This is a genomic window from Marinobacter sp. UBA2498 (assembly GCF_002341575.1).
GTDB lineage: Bacteria > Pseudomonadota > Gammaproteobacteria > Pseudomonadales > Oleiphilaceae > Marinobacter > Marinobacter manganoxydans.
The window spans coordinates 9,480-15,042 of sequence record NZ_DDOI01000148.1; the positions used below are offsets into that span (position 1 = coordinate 9,480).

7 protein-coding genes are annotated in these 5,563 nt (G+C 59.5%); 5 read left to right on the forward strand and 2 right to left on the reverse strand.

Annotation, left to right across the window (positions count from 1 at the left end; translation table 11 throughout):
• On the forward strand, positions 1-791 hold a 791-nt coding region (gene yghU, locus B2W52_RS20465; protein ID WP_286803996.1), incomplete at its 5' end, for a glutathione-dependent disulfide-bond oxidoreductase.
• On the forward strand, positions 788-1,348 hold the full coding sequence (locus tag B2W52_RS20470; RefSeq protein WP_008176850.1) for an LOG family protein: 561 nt from the start codon (positions 788-790) through the stop codon (positions 1,346-1,348). The genes yghU and B2W52_RS20470, both read left to right, overlap by 4 nt.
• A gap of 6 nt (positions 1,349-1,354) precedes the next feature.
• Here B2W52_RS20470 and B2W52_RS20475 read toward each other — a convergent pair whose 3' ends face one another.
• Positions 1,355-2,098 carry a spermidine synthase gene (locus tag B2W52_RS20475; protein ID WP_008176853.1) on the reverse strand — a complete coding sequence of 248 codons (744 nt, stop codon included), beginning with the start codon at positions 2,096-2,098 and terminating at the stop codon, positions 1,355-1,357.
• A gap of 6 nt (positions 2,099-2,104) precedes the next feature.
• A complete protein-coding gene (locus tag B2W52_RS20480) occupies positions 2,105-2,437 on the reverse strand; it encodes an ankyrin repeat domain-containing protein (RefSeq protein ID WP_008176856.1) in 333 nt (110 codons plus the stop codon).
• A gap of 114 nt (positions 2,438-2,551) precedes the next feature.
• On the opposite strand from B2W52_RS20480, the gene B2W52_RS20485 reads away from it, so the two are divergent.
• The 3 genes from B2W52_RS20485 to B2W52_RS20495 form a co-directional block, all read left to right on the forward strand.
• Positions 2,552-3,175, forward strand: coding sequence for a YbhB/YbcL family Raf kinase inhibitor-like protein (locus tag B2W52_RS20485; protein ID WP_008176858.1), 624 nt, complete (start codon positions 2,552-2,554; stop codon positions 3,173-3,175).
• A gap of 177 nt (positions 3,176-3,352) precedes the next feature.
• The gene (locus tag B2W52_RS20490) at positions 3,353-4,204 is read left to right on the forward strand and encodes a UDP-2,3-diacylglucosamine diphosphatase (RefSeq protein ID WP_014578963.1); all 852 of its coding nucleotides are present in this window, start codon (positions 3,353-3,355) and stop codon (positions 4,202-4,204) included.
• Between the two features lie 147 nt (positions 4,205-4,351).
• Positions 4,352-5,563, forward strand: a 1,212-nt coding sequence (locus B2W52_RS20495; protein WP_286803997.1) for an ABC transporter permease, incomplete at its 3' end; no start/stop codon positions are given.

Sequence of the window (5,563 nt, forward strand, 5' to 3'; positions counted from 1 at the left end):
CGATCGCCGGTCCGACCCACGACAAGGCGCTACCGGTTGGCAAGCATCCGTTGCAGCTTTATTCGCTGGCGACGCCCAACGGCGTGAAAGTAACGGTGATGCTGGAGGAGCTGCTGGAGCTGGGTATCAAGGACGCCGAGTACGATGCGTGGCTCGTCAGGATTACCGAGGGCGATCAGTTTGGCAGCGGGTTTGTGGAAGTGAACCCCAACTCCAAGATCCCGGCCATGGTGGACCACAGTGTCACCCCGTCCATCCGCCTGTTCGAATCCGGGTCCATCCTGCTTTACCTGGCGGAAGAATTCGGGGCGTTCCTGCCCAGTGACATCGCCGGACGCGCGGAGACCATGAACTGGCTGTTCTGGCAGATGGGCAGTGCGCCCATGCTCGGTGGCGGCTTCGGTCATTTCTATGCCTACGCGCCGGAATACTACGAGTACCCGATCAACCGCTACACCATGGAAGTCAAGCGTCAGCTGGATGTGCTCGACCGGCAGCTGGCCAATAACCGCTACATCGCGGGCGATGAATACACCATCGCCGATATGGCGATCTGGCCCTGGTACGGCGCCCTGGTGAAAAACAAGGTGTATGACGCGGCCGAGTTCCTGGAAGCTCACACCTACACCAACGTCATTCGCTGGGCGGATGAGATTGCCCAGCGCCCGGCGGTCAGGCGTGGCCGCATGGTCAACCGGGCCTGGGGTGAGCCGAGCAGCCAGCTGCACGAGCGTCACGACGCCAGTGATTTCGAGACCCAAACCCAGGACAAGATTGGTGACGGTGAATGAAGGTCGCGGTTTATTGCGGCTCCCGGTCCGGAAATGATCCGCTTTACGCGGACAAGGCCCGGGAGTTAGGTGATTACTTCGGTCGAAATGGCATTGAGCTGGTGTTCGGTGGCGGGCACGTCGGCCTGATGGGTGTTGTGGCGGATGCGGTCCTGGCCGCGGGCGGCCGGGTCCACGGGGTCATCCCCGAGCATCTGCGGGACCGGGAGCTGGCCCACTCCGGCCTGACCGAGCTGCATGTGGTCAAAAACATGCACGAGCGCAAGGCCCTGATGGCGGATCTGGCCGACGGCTTTGTCGCATTGCCGGGTGGTATTGGCACGCTGGAAGAGCTGTTCGAAGCCTGGACCTGGGGCCAGTTGGGGCTGCACCAGAAGCCTTGTGCCATCTACAACGTCAACGGGTTTTTTGACCCGTTGCTGGCGATGGCGCAAACCATGGAGCGGGCGGGTTTTCTCAAGCAGCAATATATCGACATGCTGATCCAGACCGATCAGCCCGCGACCCTTCACCGAGCCTTTGAGGGTTATCAGAGCCCCGAAGAAAAATGGTTGTGAGCGACCTCACTCCATCCGGCTGACCTTCGCCATCAGCCGGCGCCAGTCAATCGGCAGCCGGCTTTCAAGTTCCGCCAACACCGGATCTTTGGGATGCACCGACTGGAAGTGCTGTTTGCTGGCATAAACCACGGTGTTGTTACTTTTGCTTCGAAAGCCAAGAAGCACCGCAAAGTGCCTCTTGAGCCGCCGGAAGTAAGCCCCCTGGACATCCGGAGTCCGGTGGTAATTCAGCACCAGCCAGCCGTCCTCCGTGAGCACCCGGGCGCACTCATCCACAAACTGTTTCTGGGCCTGTGCAGGGCTCATCCGGTCTGCGTTGTACAGATCGGCCAGAATCATATCCGTGCTCGCCTCCGGCAGCTTTTCCAGGGCATCCCGGGCATCGGCAATGGTTACCTCAAGGCGCTCACTGCCGGGCAGATCAAAAAATTCCCTGGCAGTGTCCAGTACCGCCTGGCGCAGTTCGACGGCGTGTATCCGACACTCGGGATAAAGATGGTGAAAAGCGCCCGCCATCACGCCGCCGCCCAGACCCAGAATGGTGACGTGGCGAGGGTTGGCAAAGACCGCCGGCAGCATCATGGCCCGGTTGTACTCATGGACTGGCAGATAGGGAAATCGGCGATCAATCTTGCTTTGCTCGAACACCGAATTGAAGGTAAGCACCCGGTGTTTGCGGTAATCGACCACCAGAATGCTGCCCAGGGCATCCCGGGTGTGGTGGATAATCTCGCCTTTGTTGAACATGCCGGCTTACCGGCCGGATTCTTCGAACAGGCGCTTTACGCTGTCGGTTTTTGCCAGCGACAGAGCGGTATTGCCGTTGCTGTCCTTCGCTTCGCGATCGGCGCCTTTTTCCAGCAGCAGGCGTACCGTTTCCGGGTGGCCGTGCTTGCTGGCGAGGATCAGCAGGGTCTCGCCCTCGCTGGTGCGCATGTTCACCGGGACGCCGGCATCAAGCATCACGCTCAGAGGTCCGGCACCGCCGTTGCGGGCCAGTTCGAAAATACCCTGGGCGAAGGCAACCGCATCCTCGTCTTTCTGGTTCGCGGGTTGTTGCGGCTTGCCGGGCTTCTGTTGGCTCATCGGGGCTCCGTGGTCAGTTCAATCGATTTTGTGTTAAAAACGTATTATCACAGAATGAGACTGTCCCAGACACAGTCAATGAGCCCAAGGCTAAAAACGACAGGAGGCAACGCCGTGAAACTGCAGGTTGAAGGCATCGAAGAAGGCCAGCCGATTCCCGAGAAATTCGCATTCGGGGTATACAGCGAAGATGACCACATGAGCTTCGGTCCCAACCGGAACCCCGAAGTTGTCTGGGACGGTGCGCCCGAGGGCACGAAAAGCTTCGTGGTGATGATGTTTGATCCGGACGTGCCCAGCGTTGCGGATGATGTAAACCAGGAAGGCAAGACGGTTTCCAGGGACATCCCGAGGGTCGATTTTTTCCACTGGCTGCTGGTGGATGTGCCTGCCGGCACCACCCGGATTCCGGAAGGCGAAGACAGCGATGGCGTGATTCCCAAGGGCAAGGAGCCGGGGCCCGGTCCCATCGGTATCCGCGGCGTGAACAATTACACCCAGTTCCTGGCGGGCAATCCCGACATGAACGGCACCTACGCCGGGTACGATGGTCCCTGTCCGCCCTGGAACGATGAGATCATCCATCACTACCACTTCGAGGTGCATGCACTGGATGTGGATACCCTTGCCCTGGATGGCGAGTTCGATGGTAACGATGTGCGGGAAGCCATGGCAGGCCACGTACTGGCCAGCGCCCGGGTGACGGGTACCTACACCCTGAATCCGGACCTGCGCTAACGGATTCAGACACCGAGCAGTGATATTCCGGTAACCCAATCGGTTACCGGATAGCCATCGTTCCCTCCCCCTGATTCCTTTCTGAACGTCACAGAAGTGTCTTGTTGTTGTCATGTCCCCGTCACCCGGTCTTGCCAAGGTGTCAGCATCCGGAATGGTTGAAAGACGGGAGGCAAGATGCGGAGCTACCGGAGCGTTTTCATTTCCGATGTGCACCTGGGCACGGCTGACTGCCAGGCCGAGTATCTGCTGGATTTCCTGAACCAGGTCCGCTGCGAAACTCTGTATCTGGTGGGCGATATCATCGACCTGATTGCGATGCAGCGACGGGTTCACTTCCCGGATTCCCATCAGGCCGTCATTCACAAACTCATTGAGCTGGCTGCCAGTGGAACGCGGGTGGTCTATGTGCCCGGTAACCACGACGATTTCCTGCGCCGGTTCTGCGGCCAGACCATTGCCGGTATTGAGCTGCGCTACAAGGCCATACACACCACCGCAGATGGTCGACGCTTCATGGTCTGCCACGGCGACCAGTTTGACCAGGTGGTGCGTTGCAGCCCGCTGATGCTTCTGGTCGGTGACCGTGCCCACGGTATCCTGCTCCGCCTGAACCGCTGGTTCAACGCCTGGCGCCGGCTCAAGGGCAAGCCTTACTGGTCGCTGGCAGCCTGGGTAAAGAGCAGAATCGGCAAGGCGCGCACGTTCATCCGGCGGTTTGAACTGGCGGCGCTGACGGTCGCGGAAAAGGGCAACTACGACGGTTTTATCTGCGGCCACATCCACTCCGCCGGCTTCCTGCGCAGCGAAGATGGTCTTTACTGCAATGACGGCGATTGGGTAGAACACTGCACGGCGCTGGTGGAGCAGGAGAACGGCACACTGGAGCTGCTGCATTGGTCGGAAAACCCCAATGTTCTGGCCAGAGAGCCTGACGCCCCGCATCCGGATGTTTGCGGAGACGCCCGGCCGGTGATTGATGCCCTGCCCACAGCGTTCGTGGAGCAGGTCAACCGGCTCGTCAGCTGAGCAGAGGTGTGCGGCGACCTCGGTCGCCCACCCTGGCACTCGCTCAGGCCGATCGAGGCTTCAATATCCCTCCTTCAGGGTGGCTATTTTTCATAACGCCATCGTATCCCTTATACTCCGTGTCCCTACCAGCCCTTCATAGGCTTTATGGCTGAACATACGACATCACAGACAAGCGGTTTTGCTGGCGCTGGCCCCGGAACCGGCGCCGCCAGTCATCGCGCGCGTCGTTTCAATGCCTGGACGGTCAGCACCCTCGTGATCGCCCTGCTGGTTGCGATGCCAGTGCTGGTCATCCTTGCCCATGTGTTTTTCCCGTCCGGTGAAGTCTGGCAACACCTTGTCAGCACGGTTCTTGGAAGATACCTCAGTAACACCGTGGTGCTCAGTGTCTCTGTGGCTGTAGGAACCACCCTGATTGGCACTGCCTGCGCCTGGCTGGTGGTTATGTGCCGGTTTCCCGGCAGGCGGCTGTTCGAGTGGGCCCTTCTGCTGCCGCTGGCGGTGCCAACCTACGTTATTGCTTATGCTTACACGGATTTCCTGCAGTTTGCGGGGCCACTACAAAGCGCCTTGCGCGACTGGTTCGGCTGGGAGTTTGGCGACTATTACTTTCCGGATATCCGGTCCCTGGGCGGTGCTGCCCTGCTGATTACCATGGTGCTCTACCCCTACGTGTACCTGCTTGCCCGGGCGTCGTTCATGGAGCAGTCGGTAAGTGCACTTGATGTTGGCCGCACTCTGGGCCTGGGGCCATGGCGTATGTTCAAACGCATTGCTCTGCCGCTGTCCCGTCCTGGGATCATCGGCGGCGTTTCGCTGGTCCTGATGGAAACACTGAACGAGTTCGGGGCAGTCCAGTTCTTTGGCGTCGATACCTTCACCACCGGAATCTACCGGACCTGGTTTGGCCTGGGTGAGCCGGTTGCAGCGGCTCAGCTCGCAGCCTGCCTGCTGGTGTTCGTGGTTCTTGTTGTTGTTCTGGAACGCGTTTCCCGCGGTGGCAAGCAATACCATACCTCGGCACGGTACCAGGCATTGCCCGAGTATTCGCTGAATTCAGGTCAGGCTGCGCTCGCCTTTGCAGTGTGTTTCCTGCCTGTTCTTATTGGTTTTATTGTTCCGGCCCTGATTCTGCTGGAAATGGCGATTACGACCGGCGACAGCCTTTTCGGGACGCGTTTTCTGGAATTCGCGTTCAACAGTCTGATACTCGCCTCAAGCGCGGCGCTGGTTGCCGTTACGCTTGCTGTAATGCTGAGTTACGGCGCACGGCTGAATCCCAGCTCCTGGGTCCGGAGTGCGAACCGGATTGCAGCCATGGGCTATGCCATCCCCGGGTCTGTCATTGCCGTTGGC

Excerpts from the sequence above, each read along its gene's own strand:
- B2W52_RS20470 (WP_008176850.1), top strand. The coding sequence starts at position 788 with ATGAAGGTCGCGGTTTATTGCGGCTCCCGGTCCGGAAATGATCCGCTT.
- B2W52_RS20480 (WP_008176856.1), bottom strand. The coding sequence starts at position 2,437 with ATGAGCCAACAGAAGCCCGGCAAGCCGCAACAACCCGCGAACCAGAAA.
- B2W52_RS20475 (WP_008176853.1), bottom strand. The coding sequence starts at position 2,098 with ATGTTCAACAAAGGCGAGATTATCCACCACACCCGGGATGCCCTGGGC.
- B2W52_RS20490 (WP_014578963.1), top strand. The coding sequence starts at position 3,353 with ATGCGGAGCTACCGGAGCGTTTTCATTTCCGATGTGCACCTGGGCACG.